The organism is Campylobacter concisus (assembly GCF_002914005.1).
Classification (GTDB): Bacteria; Campylobacterota; Campylobacteria; order Campylobacterales; family Campylobacteraceae; genus Campylobacter_A; species Campylobacter_A concisus_N.
The window spans coordinates 11,302-27,105 of sequence record NZ_POZU01000033.1 but is presented as its reverse complement, the minus strand read 5'-3'; the positions used below and the strand labels follow the sequence as shown (position 1 = coordinate 27,105).

The window sequence follows — 15,804 nt, the reverse complement described above, 5'->3', positions numbered from 1 at the left end:
ATTTTAATGCCTAATTCTTAAATAAAGGCTTTAATCTGAAATTTCACTCAATTTAGTTAATATTTCACATCTTAAAAAAGGAGTAAAAATGCCTTATGTAAATATAAAAATAGCAGGTCCAGAGCCGACAAAAGAACAAAAAGATCAAGTTTTTAAAGAGGTGACTGATACGCTTGTAAGAGTGCTTGGCAAGAAAAAAGAGGCGGTGATGATTTTCATAGAAACTCACGACGCTAGCAACATCGGCGTAGGTGGCGAGAGCGTAGAAGATAAGAGAAAGGGGATAAAATGAGCGAATTTAGCAAAGCAGATATTGAACGAAAAATAACACTTGAAGTTGGTGACAAGGCGCCAGAGTTTGAAGCGCTAAATCAAGACGGTGTAAAGGTCGCACTAAAGGACTTTATAGGCAAAAACGTGGTGCTTTACTTCTACCCAAAGGACAACACTCCAGGCTGCACGACTGAAGCTTGCGAATTTAGCGCAAACTACGATCAGTTTATCAAAAATGACACAGTTATAATCGGCGTTAGCCCAGATAGTGTGAAGTCTCACGTTGGCTTTATCGCAAAGCAAAATTTAAAGCACATTCTATTAAGCGATGAGGATAAAGAAATTTCAAAGCTTTATGGTGTTTGGCAAGTTAAGAAAAACTATGGCAAAGAGTATCTTGGCATCGTTAGAAGCACCTTTGTGATTGGCAAAGACGGCAAGATAGTTAAAATTTATAAAAGCGTAAAAGCCAAAGACCACGCCGCAAAAGTGCTAGCTGATCTTGTAAAATAAGGAGCAAAGATGAAGCTTATAAAAATGCTAATTTTAAGTGCGTTTTTTGCGCTAAATTTATCAGCACTAACTGAAGGTGTGGAGTATCAAACTCTAGCAAAACCGCTTAATGTGCCTAAAAACTCGGTAGTTAAGGTCTTTAGCTACGACTGCCCACACTGCTATAAATTTGACCGGACTATAACAAGAAAGCTGATGTCAAAGCTTGAAGATGTGAAATTTATCCCATATCACCTAAGCACAAAAGGCAAGCTTGGTGAGACTGCGAGTAAAATATTTGCCGCTCTTATATCGATAGATGAAATAAATGGGACTGATCTACTAAGCGATGAGTCAAAATTTAAGCAAGCAAAATTTGCGATCTATAAAGCAAGACATGATGAGAAAGATGATTTTAATGATGGCAAAGACAAAGAGAAATTTATAAATTTAGCCCTTAAAGCAGCTCACGTGAGCAAGGACGACTACGAAAAAGCACTAAATAGCGAAAGAGCAAAAGAGCTTTTAGACACATGGTTCGCCTCTTATGATGTTGCAAGTATCAGCGGTGTGCCAGCTTTTGTAGTAAGCGGCAAATACCTAATAAATTTAAGCGCAGCTTCATCAATCGATGAGATGGCAAAGATCATACAAGAGCTTTTAGATAAGTAGTTTTGGCGGGTAATATCTGCAAATTTTGGTCTTAGAAATGTAAATTTAAAGCAATTTTAGATAAACTCAGACCAAAATTTCTAAGAAAAAAGAAAGGTTTAACAATGAATGCTTCAGAATTTATCTGGATGGATGGAAAATTAGTTAAATGGGACGATGCAAAAGTACACGTTCTAACTCACTCTTTGCACTACGCTAATGCCGTATTTGAGGGTACAAGAGCTTATAAAACAAAAAAAGGCCTAGCTATTTTTAGACTCCAAGATCACACAAAAAGGCTTTTAAGATCAGCAAAAATGACTGTTTTAAATGTACCTTATACAGAGGAAGAGCTTGAAAAAGCGCAAATAGAGCTTCTTCGTGCAAATAAATATAATGGCAATGTTTATATCCGCCCACTTATCTTTTTAGGATACGGCGTAATGGGCGTAGCTCACACAAAAGCGCCAGTGCAAACCGCTATCGCTTCATGGGAATGGGGTGCTTATCTTGGCGATGAAGGCCTAGAAAAAGGTATCAGAGTTAAAATTTCAAGCTTTGCCAAACTCGCACCTGCTGCTCAAATGAACAGAGCAAAAGCTAGCTCAAACTATCTAAGCTCACAAATGGCAAACTACGAGGCAAAAGAGGCTGGATACGACGAGGCACTACTTCTTGATAGTGAGGGCTTTGTGGCTGAAGGTCCAGGCGAGTGTTTCTTTATCGTTGAAAATGGTGTTTTAATCACTCCGCCAAACGACAACAGCCTACTTAGCATCACTCAAGATACAGTCATAAGACTTGCTCACGATCTTGACATCGAAGTAAGAAGGGAGCGCATCACAAGAGATCAGGCATATACAGCTGACGAGGCATTTTTCACAGGCACAGCAGCTGAAGTAACACCGATAAATAGCATAGATAACCGCATCATTGGTAACGGCGCTAGAGGCGAAGTGACAAAGAGACTACAAAAAGCTTATTTTGACGTAGTTTATGGACTAAATAAAAAATATGAATCATTTTTAACATATATTTAAAAATTTAAAGGAACGAAATGCCCGCTGATTTAAACGATTATTTCAATAAAAAAAAGCCAGGTAGTGACAACAGAGGCTCAGGTCAAAATAGCGACAAAGAGTCGCCTTTCAAAAAGGACTTTAAAATGCCAAATTTACCAAGTGGCTTTGGTAAATTTGGAGCACTTGCCTACATTGTAATTGCAATTATTGCTATTTTTGCTATCACTCAGCCATTTAAAGTGATTCACTCAGGTGAAGTTGGCATCAAGTCTACAGCAGGTAAATATGAGCCAAATCCTTTACAGCCAGGCTTTCACTTCTTTTTACCTTTTATCCAAGACATCATCATCGTGGACACCAGAGTTAGGATCATAAACTACACTTCTGGTGAGGATATGGGCGAATCAATGCAAAAATCATATCAAGGCGTTGGTGCTGGAATTTTACGTAAAAATTCTATTTCAGTGCTTGATGCTAGAAATTTACCAGTTAGCATTGATATTACTGTGCAATACCGTTTAAATCCAGAAAATGCCCCTCAAACTATTGCCTCTTGGGGTCTTAGCTGGGAGAGCAAGATAGTTGATCCTGTCGTGCGTGATGTGGTTCGCAGTATCGCTGGTAAATATACAGCAGAAGAGCTTCCAACAAAGAGAAACGACCTAGCAAGACAAATCGATGATGGCATAAGAAAAGACATCGACTCTCAGCCAAATAAGCCAGTTGAGCTTTTAACAGTGCAGCTTCGTGAGATCATCTTGCCTTCAAAGGTAAAAGAGCAAATTGAGCGCGTCCAAATTGCTAAACAAGAGGCCGAGAGAACAAAATACGAAGTAGAAAGAGCAAATCAAGAAGCCTTAAAACAAGCTGCACTTGCAGAAGGTACCGCTAAAGCTGCGATCATTGAAGCAAAAGGTAAGGCTGATGCCATTAAAATCGAGGCTGACGCAACTGCGTATGCAAATAAAGAGGTTGCAAAAAGTGTCGATCAAAATCTACTAAATTTAAAGCAGATCGAAACACAAAACAAATTTAACGAGGCTCTAAAAGAAAACAAAGATGCTAAAATTTTCTTAACACCTGGTGGGGCTGTGCCAAATATCTGGCTAGATGCAAAAGATAAAGTAAGAGCTAGCTCAGTAAGCGAGAGATAAAAATGAATAGCGTAACAAAAAGTATAGACTGGCAAAAGGTTGGTGGATTGCTTCCAGTAGTAGTTTGCGATCATGCCACAAACGAAGTTTTAATGCTTGCTTACATGAACGAAGAAGCATTAGATTTAAGTCTATCTAGCCGTTACGCTCACTATTTTTCACGCACTAAAAATAGAATTTGGAAAAAAGGCGAAGAAAGTGGCAACACTCAGGAGATAAAGGCTGCTTTTTTAGACTGCGACAACGATACTTTGCTTTTAAAGGTGATTCAAAACGGAAGCGCTGCTTGTCACACTGGAGCAAGGTCGTGTTTTTTTAATGAGATAAATTTGCATGACGGCAAAATTTTAGATACAAAAGTTGAAGTCAAAAAAATAAATTATGGTGTGCTTGATGAGCTTTACCATGTGATAGAAGATAGAAAGCTAAATGCTAACCCTGAAACTTCATATGTGGCAAGTCTTTTTAAAAAAGGCAAAAATCAAATTTTAAAGAAAGTTGGCGAAGAGGCTGGCGAATTTATAATGGCTGCAAAGGATCTTAGTTTCGCGGAAAACTCAAAGCAAGATGAGCAAAAAGCAAAAGATGATCTGATCTACGAAGCAGCCGATCTTTGCTTTCATGCACTTGTAGCACTTTCAGCCCATAATATCCATCCAGATGCTGTAAAAAACGAACTTGCAAGGCGTTTTGGTATGAGCGGCATTGAAGAGAAAAGATCGCGAGATGTTAAACAGCATTAAGCACAACTTGCTTTTTGTATTGCAAAATGCAAAGCTCATTGATTTTCTAACCTATGGCTGGATATTTTTAGCATTTATACTAATTGTGCTTTTAGGGATTTTTATAGCGATAAAGTCGTGGTGGCAGATAGGATTTTTATTTATTCTAGCTGGTTTTTTCGGACTTTTTGTAGGTAATTACTACGCAAACAAATATATAAATGAAAATTTAAGACCAGTTAGCATAAGCAAAATAACCACCAAACAGCTTCAATATGTCGATGCGCTAATGGTTGATTTTAATATTACAAATAATTCAAATAATATACTTAATATCTGTAAAATCGAGCTTGACTTCTATCTAAGCTCAAGGCAAAATACGAAAGACTTTTTTAACTCACTTAATCCATTTGCTAGAAAAAGAATCATCTTAAACGAGGAATTTTTGCCAAAGCAAAGCATTGAGGTTAAAGAATTTGTCAATGATTTCGCATTTATAGACTACAATATCTCTAAAAAAGTGGAGTGTTTTTGATGAGCTCAGCATATTTTACGATCGTTCATATTATCGTTCTTTTTGCGATTGCTCTGCTTTCTATTTTATTTCTTGTTCTCTCACTTAGAGCTGAGCGAAAGTTATTTTTATCACTATTTTTTACAAACATTCTAGTCTCAACCACACTTGCTGTTTTTTTGATGCTAGTGCTTGATAAATATACAAAAAAAGGCATGCTCGAAAATGTAAAAAGTGAGCGAATTTTACGAAATGAGAGTATCGTTTTTAAAGGGCAAGTGAGAAATATCGGTAAATTTACAATTAGCAACTGCACACTGACAGTCAAACTAATCAATCAACCGCTAAATAAAAATGATCTTGGTGGGGAAGCATTTTTTAAGCCAAGTGGGCTTTCATTTTTCTCATGGGTTCTTGGCACAGATAAGGATGAGAGGCCAAATACAGTTGAATATAAATTTGATGTAGCCAAAAATTTACCAAAGCAAAAAAGCACACCATTTACCGTATATATGCCATATCCGCCTTACTTTAAAAATGGCATGAATATCACAAAACTAAATTGCTACTAAGTCAAATTTAAAGCAAATTTTTACAAATTTCATAGGATAAAACGCTAAGTCTTGGTTTGATTTTAGATTAAATTTTATCTTTTTAGCATCTGCAATAAACACGATTTTTTAAGATAAAGATTTAAAAAGTACAAAGTATATCAAGTAGCCTGCCCAATTTTTGTAGGTCATTTAAAAAGAGCTGCTTTGTCTTTTGTGTAAATTCTTTTGCTTCTTCTAGGATTTTAGTCTCGGCTATATTATAAACAAACTCTTTTTTTAGGATCTTTGAACCTTTTTTATAAAAGAAATTTGCATCTATTAAGCTTGCAAAAAAGCTATCATCTCTTAAATAATAGTTTGTTGCCACATTTATATGCACTGGCTTTTGTAACAAAAAATCACCACAAATACTATTTTGTGAGCTAAATTTAACACTCTCAAGCACATCGGGCCTTATCTCATAAAATTTTATCTCATTAGCTTTTTTTAAAGCTAATATATCTCTTGATTTATTTAAATTTATAGAGTTGTTATTTACTTCAAGTACATTTATAGTACCCTTTGCAAGCGAATAAGCATTTAAAATCTTATCTTCTGCTAAAAAATTTACTATACCAAAAAATGGCACACTAGTATTTTGTTCTGTAAAATTTTGAGCAGTTTTTATTTGTAGCTGCTGTTTTGTGCCATTTATCTCATAGTAGCTTACGTAAATAGAAATTTCATCTTTTTTGCTTGGACTCTTTTGTGAGCAACCACTAAAAAATATTGCAATAAGCAAAAAAATGGCTAAATTTTTCACTTTATGAAATAGTCACCATCAAAGCTTACAAGCGAATATTTTCGCTCATTACCGATACTTTCTTTAAGTTCGTCTATACTTAAAAATTCTAAGCTATCTGCACCGATATATTCTCTTACTTCCTCTGCATTTTTTTTAGAGCTTATTAACTCTTCAAAGCTTGGCGTATCGATACCGTATCGCTCAGGGTATTTAAGCTCAGGGCAAGCGACTCTAAAATGAATCTCTTTAGCGCCCGCATGTCTTAAAAGATCAACCACCTTTTTTGAAGTAGTACCGCGAACGATACTATCATCGATAACAACGATACTTTTACCTTTTAGAACCGATGACATCGGATTAAGTTTTAGCTTGACTTTTAAATTCCTCATCTCTTGGCTTGGCTCGATAAAGGTTCTACCCACATAGTGGTTTCTAGTGATAGCTAGCTCAAATGGGATTTTGCTCTCATTTGCGTACCCAAGCGCTGCTGGTACTCCGCTATCTGGTACAGGTACGACGAAATCTGCTTTAATTTTGCTCTTTTTAGCTAGTACTTCACCCATTTTTTTTCTAACTTCATAGACACTTTTACCTTCTATCACGCTATCTGGGCGAGCAAAATATATATACTCGAAGGCGCAAACTCTAGGCTCTGGCTCAAAAATTTGTAGGCTTTGAAACTCACTTTTTCCATGTTCAAAAACTATCATCTCGCCAGGCCTGATATCTCTTATAAAACTAGCCCCCACAAGATCAAAAGCACAAGTCTCGCTAGCTACGATATATCCACCATCTTTTAGCCTGCCAAGACTTAGCGGCCTAACACCCCAGCGATCTCTTATTGCAAAGGTTTTATGGCGTGACTGGATAAGCAGACAATAAGCACCTTTTATCTTATCAAGTGCTGCGATAATACGGTCCTGCAAGTGTTCGCTATGGTTTCTTGCGATTAGATGGATGATGTTTTCAGTATCCATATTTGTCTGAAATATCGCACCATCCTTAATAAGCTCATCTCTAACCTCATCTTTATTTACCAAATTCCCATTATGGACGATTGAAATTTGTCCCAAAGAGTAATTAGCGGCTATTGGCTGAGCATCACGACCCGAGTTTTTACCAGCAGTTGCATATCGGTTGTGACCAATAGCCATATCACCTTTTAGCGATCTTAAAATTTCTTCATTAAAGACCTCTGTAACTAGGCCATTACCCTTGTGAGTAGAAATTTCTCCATCATCACAAACGCTAATGCCGCTTGCCTCTTGGCCACGATGCTGCATAGAAAATAACGCATAATACGCAGTTTTTGCTGCATCTTTAGAATTTATAATACCAACTATTGCACACATTTTTTTCCTTTAGTTTTCATCATCTTTGTAAATTTCAAGAACATTTTTGTAGTTAAACTTGATCTCATCGCCAACATTTAAACAGCCTTTTGTAAATAAATGGTTCATTGTCTAAAATGCCGGTAAATTCGCCGTTATTTGTCTCGCTAACGACCACCCACATGCGCTCAACCTAAGCAAACTCATCATCTTCAAATCTAAATATAAGCTTTACTATATCGTCAGTTCTTAAATTTTGACGCTTTTCACACTCCGGCAGGTAGAATTTATCACCAAATTCTAGCTTATAGCTCTCTATATCATCAAGCTCAAATTTAATCATCAAGCCCTAAACTATCGTCTATCGAGTATAGGCCACTACTTTGATCTTTTAGCCAAATGGCAGCTCTGATCGCACCTTTTGAAAAAGTTGCCCTACTCGTTGCGGTGTGATTTAGCTCAATAAACTCGCCGTCATTATAAAAGCCAACCGTGTGGCGACCGACCACATCTCCACCACGAAGTGCCATAACTGCGATCTCGTCCTTGCTTCTTTCGCCCACCATGCCGGCTCTACCAGTTACTAAAACATCTTTTAAATTTAGATCCCTTGCCTCAGCTACGCAGCCGGCTAGCGTCATCGCAGTACCACTTGGAGCGTCCTTTTTGTGCCTATGGTGTTGCTCTACTATCTCTATGTCAAATTCTCTTAATGTTTTTGAAGCAATCCTTGCAAGGCGGTTTAGTACTGCTACGCCTAAACTCATATTTGTTGCGTAAAGAATAGGCATAGCCCCTGATGCTAAATGGAGTAAGTTTTTATCTTCGTCATTTAACCCGGTCGTACCGATAACTAATGGTTTTGGATTAGTTCTAGCGTAGTTTAGCAGTGCTACTGTAGCCTCTTTTTGGCTAAAGTCGATTATCACATCGCATGCTTCAAAAAATTTAGCAAAGTCGTTTGTTAGAAATTTGCTATTTAAATTTTCAACTTGATTTTTTTGGCTAAAAGCGATACTTAAAGTGGCATCTTTTTCATCTTTTAAACAAGAAATGATACTTTGAGCCATCTTTCCACTAGCACCATAAAGGCCTATTCTTACCAAAATTTATCCTTTGATTTTTGGTTGAAATTTAACATAAAATTTATTATAGATAGATTACAAATAGGCTTTAAAAATGCGTATAAAATCAAAAAAATTTAATAGAAAAAAAGAAGAAAAATTTAGCCAAAAATTTGGCTAAATTTAAGTATTAATGTAAGCTTTCTATGTAGCTCATAGCGCTAAGTGCAGCCACTGCGCCATCACCTGCTGCTACGATGACTTGCTTTGGAGCGTCCTCTCTGATATCACCTGCTACAAAGAGCCCATTCAGGCTGGTTTGCATCTTAAGGTTTGTCTTAACCTGTCCACCATCGACCATATCGCAGATAAATTTGCCGTTTTCATCTTTTAAAATTTCGTTATTTACATTTAGTCCGACAAAGGTAAAAATTCCTGGCACGTCAAGTACGCGCTCACCATTTTTAGTATCAAGTACGATCTTTGTTAAACCCATTTTATCGCCAAGCGCCTCTTTTATCGTCGCACTTGTTATAAATTCGATCTTCTCATTTTTTCTAGCTTTTTCAACCGTAGTTGGCGCCGCTCTAAACTCTTCACGTCTATGGATTAGATAGACTTTTGAGCAGATATTCGCTAGATAAAGTGCCTCTTCAACAGCTGTGTCGCCACCGCCAAGAACAGCTACCTCTTTATTTTTGTAAAAAAATCCATCGCATGTTGCGCATGTGCTAACACCTTTGCCAAAGAACTCATCCTCGCCCTTAAAGCCAGCACGTCTTGGAGTTGAGCCAGTTGCTACGATGACAGCCTTTGCCTGCTCGCTCTTACCGCCCTCAAGTAAAATTTCAAAGCTACCGTCGCTGTTTTTTCTAACACCAACAACGTTTGCCCATTTATGAACTAGCCCAAATGCGCTGCACTGCTTCCACCAAGTGCTCATAAAATCAAAGCCACTCTCACCAGGGGCTTTTTGGCCTGGGTAGTTTTCTATCTCTGAGCTCGAGGTGATCTGACCGCCAGGCTCGCCTTTTTCAAACATTACAACATTTTTTAATCCGCCTCTAGTGGCGTAAAGTCCGGCGCTTAGTCCTGCTGGACCGCCTCCGATGATCGCTAAATCAAGCATAATTTTCCTTTATTCTAAAACATTTATGGGCGAATTTTGTTTATAAATTTCGCCCCTTTGATGAACTATCTCAACACTACTTGGAAGCTTTGTAATGCTCAAATTTCGCATCAGCTCCAAGACCGTATTAATATCCGAGCTTATATATTTTAGTGTTGAGTTTGACTCATATCTTTTTTGAAAGATATCGATTGCCACAACTGTTTCATTTTTGATTGGTAAAATTTCGTCTAATTTTGATTGATTTGAGCTGAAGATTAAAAGCGTGTATTTTGGCTCTTTTGGAGTGAAAATTTCGCTTTTTTCGTAAAAAACTAGCTTCGCAAAATCAACAAATTTATATTGTGAAAAACGATAGTTGCTATACGCAAATGCAGCTGCTATCATAGCTGCACCAAAAAATGAACCAAATATATATGTAAGAGGAAGTAGGCTTCCTCTTCTTTTTTCGCTCATTAAAGAAGCGAATTTAGTTTGTCAGTTAAGGCTTGTTTTGACTGTGCACCGACCATTTGCTCAACTAGCTCGCCATTTTTGAAAAATAGCAATGTTGGGATCGATCTGATGCCAAACTCAACTGCAAGATCTTGCACTTCGTCAGTATTTACCTTGCAAATTTTTGCTTTGCCATCAAAGTCTTCAGCAAGCTCTTCGATCACTGGAGCTAGCATACGGCAAGGTCCGCACCATGGAGCCCAAAAGTCTACTAAAGCAACGCCTTCTTTTGTAACATCAAAATTTTCTTTTGTAAGTTCGATGTATTTTCCCATTTTTTCTCCTTATTTTTAAAATGTGGCAATTATACAAATTAAATTTAAACTTTATCTAAATAATAAATTCTATTATAAACTAATATTTTCTATCAACTCTAAATTTTCATTTTTTATAACTAGTAAATCGACTTGAAAATCTCTATTTGGCTCATTTTTCATCATATAAAAATTTATAGTTTTTAAAATTTTTATATATTTTGTCTTATTTAATCGGTATTCTACTTCATATTCTCCACTAGTTGCTTTTACCTCTATAAAGTGTAAAATTTTATCACTACTTAGTGCAATAATGTCGATCTCACCAAATTTAGAGTGAAAATTTCTCTCTAAAATGATAAAACCAAGCTTTTGTAAAAATTCACACGCCCTATCTTCTGAGTTTTTACCGAAGAGATACTCTTTTAACCCCAAGCTACTCCTCGATCCTCATCATAAATGGCTCTTCTTTTATATACTCTTGCTCTTTTAAAATTTCAATTGTCCTTCTTACATCAGCCTCAAGACTCGTATGTGTCGTAAAAAACAATACCGCAAATTCGCTCTCATCTTTTGGTTTTTGAAGTATGCTATCGATCGACAAGTTATTTTCACTCATTAAATTTGTAATCTTTGCTAGCACACCCATTTTATCTTCGACTTTTAACCTAAAGTAATACTTTGTCTTTATCCTATCGCGGTCAAGTAGTTCAAGCGTATTTAATTCAAACGGCGCTTTATATCCTAGCATCGGCGACTTACTATCTCTTGCGATGTCGATAAGATCGCTGATTACCGCGCTTGCCGTTGCATCGCCACCAGCCCCAGGGCCATAATACATCGTCTCGCCAACAACCTCGCCAACGACGCTGATCGCATTTGTCACACCGCTTGCCTTTGCTATCATTTTATTTTGCGGCACAAGCGCTGGATGCACGCGTAGCTCGACTTTGCCCTCGCTTTTTTTGGCGATAGCTAGAAGTTTTATCGAGTATTCAAAATCTTTTGCAAAGAATATATCCTCAGGAATGATGCCTTGTATTCCTTCTATCAAGATATCCTCTGGGTCGCCGTGCACGCCGTATGCGATGCTAGCAAGGATTAGCAGTTTGTGTGCTGTATCAAAACCACCCACGTCAAAAGTAGGATCAGCCTCGGCATACCCAAGCTCCTGCGCCTTTTTAAGAGCGTCTTTAAAATTTGAACCCTCATCCATCATCGAGGTTAGGATAAAGTTACTAGTTCCGTTTAGTATGCCATTTATGCTAACGATGTGATTTGCGCTCAAGCCTTCTCTTAATGCTCTAATGATCGGTACGCCACCAGCCACACTAGCTTCAAAACCAAATGGTATATTTTTAGCTAAATTTTGCAAGGCATATCTATGATAGGCTAAAAGTGCTTTGTTTGCAGTGACTACTGCTTTTTTTCGTTTTAAAATTTCACTCACAACCCTAAAAGGCTCTTCCACACCACCCATAAGTTCAACAAAAACATCGATATCATCGCGGTTTATAACGCTATTTATATCGTCAGTCAAAGGGATGCCAGCATTTCTTTTTTTATTTAAATTTCTGACCACTCCTATGACTGGTACGATCTCCTCGCCACTTCTTGCTGCGATTAGCTTTTTGTTTTTTAGTAAAATTTTAGCAACTGACTCACCAACGGTTCCAACGCCCAATATCGCTACATTCATTCAAATTCTTTCAAATATTTTTTTATATTTCTAGCTGCTTGTCTTATTCTATTTTCGTTTTCGATAAGAGCTAGACGCACATAGTCGTTTCCGCCCTCGCCAAAACCAATACCCGGACTAACTGCGACTGATGCCTTTGTAAGAAGCTGCTTTGAAAACTCAAGACTACCTAAATGGCTAACTTTTGGTGGTAGTTTCGCCCAAATAAACATACTAGAGCTTGGTTTTTTAAGCTCCCAGCCAGCCTGAGCAAAGGCCTCTATCATCACATCTCTTCTTTTTTCATAAATTTGGCGTATCTCTTCAACGCAGCTTTGATCGCCGTCAAGTGCAACAGTAGCAGCCACCTGGATCGGAGTAAACATGCCGTAATCAACCCATGATTTTATCTTTTTAAGTGCGGCGCAAAGTCTTTTATTTCCGCACATAAAGCCAACTCTCCAGCCAGCCATATTGTAGCTTTTTGAAAGTGTGTAGCACTCGACTGCAACGTCTTTTGCACCATCGACCTCAAAGATACTTGGCGTTTTGTAGCCATCAAATGTAAGATCCGCGTAGGCTATGTCAGATATGACGTAAAATCTCTCTTGCTTTGCAATGCTTACAAGGCGCTCGTAAAAGCTCTTTTGCACGGTTACGGTCGTTGGATTGTGAGGAAAATTTACGACTACATATTTTGGCTTTGGTGAGCTAGCGTGTATAGTCTGGATCAAATTTTCAAAAAATTTATTCTCATCTAGTTCAAATTTATCATTATAGTGAAGCGGCATCTTTGCGACACTTCCGCCAGCAAATAAAAACGCTTGCGTGTGTATCGGATAAGCAGGGTCAGGCACGATAGCCACATCGCCTGGGTTTATCACGGCTTGAGCTAGGTGAACAAAGCCCTCTTTGCTACCCATCGTAGCGACTGCTTCGGTATCTGGGTCTAAATTTACGCCGTATTTTCTTTTGTACCAGTTGCAAATGGCAAGGCGGAGCTTGTAAATTCCAGCACTGGCTGAGTAGCCGTGAGTCTTGTCCTTTTGCGCGCTTTCGCATAGTTTATCGACGATGTGCTGTGGTGTTCTGCCCTCAGGATTACCCATAGAAAAGTCGATGATGTCCTCGCCAGCTCTTCGTGCAGCCATTTTTATTGCATTTACTTCGGCAAAAACGTAGTTTGGCAAACGCTCAATCGTATTAAATCTTATCTCATCAAACACTGCTTACTCCTATTTTATAAGCTTGATAATTATCTCATTTTTTATATTATTTATATCAACATTGTCGCTAATTAATGCGTATTTTGCACCTATTGCTAAATTTATAGAAACGGTAGTTTTTGCTTGCTCCTCTTTTATAGAGTCAATCTGATTTAAATTTTTATCATAAATCCTAACAAGTGGCATCCATCTATTTGACTCTTTTGACGCGATATCCAGACTACTTGCACCCTCAACATCAACAAAATAAGTACCACCGCTTTTTAAAAGTGGTGTCTCTTCGTCAAAATTTACCTTTGTAGCCTTAAGGATCATATTCTGAGCATCTAAAAATATCTCTAAATTCCCATCAACCCTATCAAATCCTAAAATTCTAAAACCGCTTTGACTAAGTGCTAAGCTTAATAAACTTGGATCTATTCCACCATTTTTTATGGCTGAAATTCCATAAGAAATTTGATCTCCATTTTTTAGAGAATTTATCCTTGAAATACTTATATTGGCATCGTCTAGAGTTGAATTTATTGATTTTACAAATAGTGTAGAAGGAGCTTTTTGCTCGCTTATAAATTTTAAATTCAAACTATTTGAGCCAAATGAAATGCTATCGTAACTTGAGTTTTGTTTTAATCTTGATACTAGCTCATTGACATTGAGTGAGCCATTTTGGTCTAAATTTTCTAAAGAAATTTGCACATTTTCAACATTGCTTAAAGCACTTGCACTAGTTTGTAAGCTAAAAGCATAGGCAAATACACTAAAAGCGGTGAAAATCGCTATTTTTCTTACCAAGATTTGCCCTTGTTAAGTTCTACAAACTCGTCATAACTCACAAATTTCATCTCTCCATTTTCTACTAAAAATCTAGCTGGACGGCTTGGATTATATTTTGTCACCTTGTCGCCAATCTTTAGCTCAATGTTGCCATTTCCACAAACTACGAGCTGTCTTTGGTCTAAATTTATATTTATGCTTTTGCTTGTGTCGTTTGATACTTTTTGACCATTTTCAAGATTAATGATGCCTATCCAGACACGTTGTTTTGGTGTAATGACCGCCTCATTTAGTGGCTTTGTAATGTTTTGCTCTATCTTAGGAGCTGGCTGAGCTGCCATGCTTGGCTTTACAGCATTTTGCTCCATGTTTGCAGGACTTGTTGTCACATTTTGCTCAACTGGAGCTGAAATTTTTACGCTTGATATGTTTGCTTCTATTTTAGGGCTATTTTGAGAGATAGTGATATTTGTATCGATGATATTTTTCTTCACCTCATTTACTATGCTTGACTGCGAATAGCTCACGCTTTTATTCTCGTCATTTAAAAACGATAAAAAATTCTCGATATATTTGTAAGCATCAAAATGATATGCCCCACCAGCGATAATAGCTAAAATGATGAGCCAAAATAAAAATCCAGCACCGCCACTACCGCTTTGTTTTTGTATGGTAATATCTTTTGGAGTGTAAGAAGAAATTTTTGGAGTAACTTTAGTTTTGTGACTCTCATCTGGAGTGTTTTCTTGCATAAAGGTATCATATTCAGTGAGCAATTCGCTCAAATCAACATCATATTCACGTTGTAAAATTTTGGCATAGCCCCTAATATTTAAACGTGATAATTTTTCAAAATTTTTATCAAAAATATATTGTAAAAATGTAGGCTCAATATGCGTTTTACGTGAAATTTCCTTTATACCTATCTCTTTTAAATTCTCTAATTCATTCATCTATCATCCTGTCACAAATTATTGCAAAAGCTGCACTTACATTTAAGGAGTCCCAGCCCTCTTTTAACTTTATACCAATACACTCATCACACTTTGCTAGAGCTTTTTGCGGTATGCCTTCGCCTTCTGAGCCCATCACCAAAGCTCTTTTACCAGCAAACCTCATCTCTTTTACGTTTTTGCCATCACTTGCTGTTGCATAAATTTTAAAACCAAATTGCTTTAGTTCATTTAACAAACTAAGTCCGTCTTCAAAAATCGCTATTGGTATCTCATAGGCAGCGCCACTACTTGATCTTAAAACGCCTTGCATATTTATGCTTTTTGCTACTATTACAAGACCTTCGCAGCCTAGAGCATAGGCACTTCTAGCGATAGCACCAATATTGCCAACATCGCTTATGCCGTAAAGAATGGCGATAAAATTTAGCTTTTTAAGCTCAGCAATGTCTGAAAATTCAAACTCACTAACATTCGCTAAAAAACCTTGATGGTTTCCACCGCGAGCTAAAGACTGCGCTTTTTGATTATCCACGCGAATAATTTTTTTGCCTGTGCCACAAATTTTAGAGAAGAGTTTTTTGTCACACTCTTTTGAGAGATATATCTCTTCTAATATCTGTGGTCGCTTGTTCAAAATATGTAAAAATAGTTGTTTTCCGTATATTATCATGGTAACTTATGGTAGCTAAAGTCAATTAAAATTTAACTTATTTTTGTATGTAGCTAGAGTA

General features: G+C 37.3%; 21 protein-coding genes. 8 read left to right on the top strand and 13 right to left on the bottom strand.

Annotated features, from left to right (window positions below):
- The first annotated feature begins 88 nt into the window (after positions 1-88).
- The 8 genes from CYP54_RS03325 (at position 89) to CYP54_RS03290 (ending at position 5,400) form a co-directional block, all read left to right on the top strand.
- Positions 89-292 (top strand): tautomerase family protein, encoded by a 204-nt coding sequence (locus tag CYP54_RS03325; protein WP_103604197.1) that lies wholly within the window; start codon positions 89-91, stop codon positions 290-292.
- Positions 289-786, top strand: a complete 498-nt coding sequence (gene bcp, locus CYP54_RS03320; protein ID WP_021088154.1) for a thioredoxin-dependent thiol peroxidase — start codon at positions 289-291, stop codon at positions 784-786. Before CYP54_RS03325 ends, bcp begins: the two co-directional genes overlap by 4 nt.
- 9 nt (positions 787-795) lie before the next feature.
- A complete protein-coding gene (locus tag CYP54_RS03315) occupies positions 796-1,437 on the top strand; it encodes a thiol:disulfide interchange protein DsbA/DsbL (RefSeq protein ID WP_103604196.1) in 642 nt (213 codons plus the stop codon).
- Between the two features lie 104 nt (positions 1,438-1,541).
- The gene (locus tag CYP54_RS03310) at positions 1,542-2,456 is read left to right on the top strand and encodes a branched-chain amino acid transaminase (protein ID WP_054196075.1); all 915 of its coding nucleotides are present in this window, start codon (positions 1,542-1,544) and stop codon (positions 2,454-2,456) included.
- Between the two features lie 17 nt (positions 2,457-2,473).
- Complete coding sequence (locus CYP54_RS03305) at positions 2,474-3,592, top strand: prohibitin family protein (protein WP_103604195.1); 1,119 nt, start codon at positions 2,474-2,476, stop codon at positions 3,590-3,592.
- Positions 3,593-3,594: 2 nt separating this feature from the next.
- Positions 3,595-4,335 carry a bifunctional phosphoribosyl-AMP cyclohydrolase/phosphoribosyl-ATP diphosphatase HisIE gene (gene hisIE / locus CYP54_RS03300; RefSeq protein ID WP_103604194.1) on the top strand — a complete coding sequence of 247 codons (741 nt, stop codon included), beginning with the start codon at positions 3,595-3,597 and terminating at the stop codon, positions 4,333-4,335.
- A complete protein-coding gene (locus tag CYP54_RS03295; protein WP_103604193.1) occupies positions 4,319-4,849 on the top strand; it encodes a DUF2393 family protein in 531 nt (176 codons plus the stop codon). The genes hisIE and CYP54_RS03295 overlap by 17 nt, the downstream gene beginning before the upstream one ends.
- A complete protein-coding gene (locus CYP54_RS03290; protein WP_021090969.1) occupies positions 4,849-5,400 on the top strand; it encodes a DUF2393 family protein in 552 nt (183 codons plus the stop codon). Before CYP54_RS03295 ends, CYP54_RS03290 begins: the two co-directional genes overlap by 1 nt.
- 121 nt (positions 5,401-5,521) lie before the next feature.
- On the opposite strand, the gene CYP54_RS03285 is transcribed toward CYP54_RS03290, so the two are convergent.
- The 13 genes from CYP54_RS03285 to rlmB all read right to left on the bottom strand — a co-directional run bounded on the left by CYP54_RS03285 (position 5,522) and on the right by rlmB (position 15,743).
- Positions 5,522-6,184, bottom strand: a complete 663-nt coding sequence (locus tag CYP54_RS03285; RefSeq protein ID WP_103604192.1) for a DUF8095 domain-containing protein — start codon at positions 6,182-6,184, stop codon at positions 5,522-5,524.
- The gene (gene purF, locus CYP54_RS03280) at positions 6,181-7,518 is read right to left on the bottom strand and encodes an amidophosphoribosyltransferase (protein WP_103604191.1); all 1,338 of its coding nucleotides are present in this window, start codon (positions 7,516-7,518) and stop codon (positions 6,181-6,183) included. Before purF ends, CYP54_RS03285 begins: the two co-directional genes overlap by 4 nt.
- A 172-nt stretch (positions 7,519-7,690) precedes the next feature.
- Complete coding sequence (locus tag CYP54_RS09865) at positions 7,691-7,840, bottom strand: hypothetical protein (RefSeq protein WP_181001513.1); 150 nt, start codon at positions 7,838-7,840, stop codon at positions 7,691-7,693.
- Complete coding sequence (dapB, locus tag CYP54_RS03275) at positions 7,833-8,603, bottom strand: 4-hydroxy-tetrahydrodipicolinate reductase (RefSeq protein ID WP_103604190.1); 771 nt, start codon at positions 8,601-8,603, stop codon at positions 7,833-7,835. Before dapB ends, CYP54_RS09865 begins: the two co-directional genes overlap by 8 nt.
- Positions 8,604-8,751: 148 nt before the next feature.
- Entirely contained in the window at positions 8,752-9,690 is a 939-nt protein-coding gene (locus CYP54_RS03270; protein WP_103583685.1) for an NAD(P)/FAD-dependent oxidoreductase, read from the bottom strand.
- Between the two features lie 9 nt (positions 9,691-9,699).
- Positions 9,700-10,146: a hypothetical protein gene (locus CYP54_RS03265; RefSeq protein WP_054196066.1), complete on the bottom strand. Its 447-nt coding sequence runs from the start codon at positions 10,144-10,146 to the stop codon at positions 9,700-9,702.
- Entirely contained in the window at positions 10,146-10,460 is a 315-nt protein-coding gene (gene trxA, locus CYP54_RS03260) for a thioredoxin (protein ID WP_012001054.1), read from the bottom strand. Before trxA ends, CYP54_RS03265 begins: the two co-directional genes overlap by 1 nt.
- Positions 10,461-10,532: 72 nt before the next feature.
- A complete protein-coding gene (locus CYP54_RS03255) occupies positions 10,533-10,874 on the bottom strand; it encodes a YraN family protein (RefSeq protein WP_103604189.1) in 342 nt (113 codons plus the stop codon).
- Between the two features lies 1 nt (position 10,875).
- On the bottom strand, positions 10,876-12,138 hold the full coding sequence (locus CYP54_RS03250; RefSeq protein WP_103604188.1) for a homoserine dehydrogenase: 1,263 nt from the start codon (positions 12,136-12,138) through the stop codon (positions 10,876-10,878).
- Positions 12,135-13,343, bottom strand: coding sequence for an LL-diaminopimelate aminotransferase (locus CYP54_RS03245; protein WP_084109200.1), 1,209 nt, complete (start codon positions 13,341-13,343; stop codon positions 12,135-12,137). Before CYP54_RS03245 ends, CYP54_RS03250 begins: the two co-directional genes overlap by 4 nt.
- Positions 13,344-13,352: 9 nt before the next feature.
- Positions 13,353-14,135, bottom strand: a complete 783-nt coding sequence (locus CYP54_RS03240; protein WP_103604187.1) for a hypothetical protein — start codon at positions 14,133-14,135, stop codon at positions 13,353-13,355.
- Positions 14,129-15,070 carry a phosphatidylglycerophosphate synthase gene (locus CYP54_RS03235; RefSeq protein WP_103604186.1) on the bottom strand — a complete coding sequence of 314 codons (942 nt, stop codon included), beginning with the start codon at positions 15,068-15,070 and terminating at the stop codon, positions 14,129-14,131. Before CYP54_RS03235 ends, CYP54_RS03240 begins: the two co-directional genes overlap by 7 nt.
- Positions 15,063-15,743 carry a 23S rRNA (guanosine(2251)-2'-O)-methyltransferase RlmB gene (gene rlmB / locus CYP54_RS03230; protein WP_103604185.1) on the bottom strand — a complete coding sequence of 227 codons (681 nt, stop codon included), beginning with the start codon at positions 15,741-15,743 and terminating at the stop codon, positions 15,063-15,065. The genes CYP54_RS03235 and rlmB overlap by 8 nt, the downstream gene beginning before the upstream one ends.
- Positions 15,744-15,804: the final 61 nt, after the last annotated feature.